Annotated in this window: 1 protein-coding gene; it reads right to left on the minus strand. The window is 46.1% G+C overall.

Annotation, left to right across the window (positions count from 1 at the left end):
* Positions 1–575 (minus strand): fibrinogen-related domain-containing protein (locus GQS57_RS18445; RefSeq protein ID WP_165734439.1); only part of this gene is annotated, 575 nt, incomplete at its 3' end.
* Positions 576–688: the final 113 nt, after the last annotated feature.

Here is a 688-nt window from a genome sequence, read left to right on the forward strand (position 1 = left end):
CCGAGATACACTTTGGCACAGTTTTTTTCATTGGCGTCTTGGTCTTTGTCAAAGGTGGTGAACTTCTGTCCATTATGGTGGGTCATCGAGTCTCCTGCTCCTCCATCAGTGAATCCTGAAACATGTAGTTTGTACCCTTCAGCTTCAGAATCCACAGAGAAGGACGAGTACAGAGCAAAACCTTTCCTCCCGGTGAAGTCCTCCAGATCCACTTGCAGCATGTACTTGTTCTTACGTGTCAGCTGGTACATGTTCTCCAGCCCCAGCCAGTATTCTCCCTCCACATTCCCAAATCCTCTCTTGTACTGATTCCACGGCCGATAGAAATTCACAGTGCCATCCATTCTCCTCTGAAACACCGTCCATGCTCTGTTGTCTTCAGCTTTCCCACCGGAGACCATCTCACAGTAAACCCAGACAGGAATGTATCCTGCTGGATAGATGGAGTAAATCCCACTGACTGTTTGTCCGGAGTTATAAATGTCAGAACAGTCGGCTGGCATGTTTATATTCTGAGTGCATCCTCTCATAAGAAAAGCAGAGAGAAGAGCTGCTAAAACCACCAACATTGCCATCTTCTCAATCTCTCCTCAGTAGATCACAGCAGAGATCAGTTTTATCGTTTGTGTTCTTCAGTCTGACACAAACACTCTTTATATCTGTCAGATTGTCAAGTGCCCTTGGTGTT

It is taken from the genome of Polaribacter sp. 20A6, assembly GCF_011378915.1.
GTDB classification, from domain to species: Bacteria; Bacteroidota; Bacteroidia; order Flavobacteriales; family Flavobacteriaceae; genus Polaribacter; species Polaribacter sejongensis.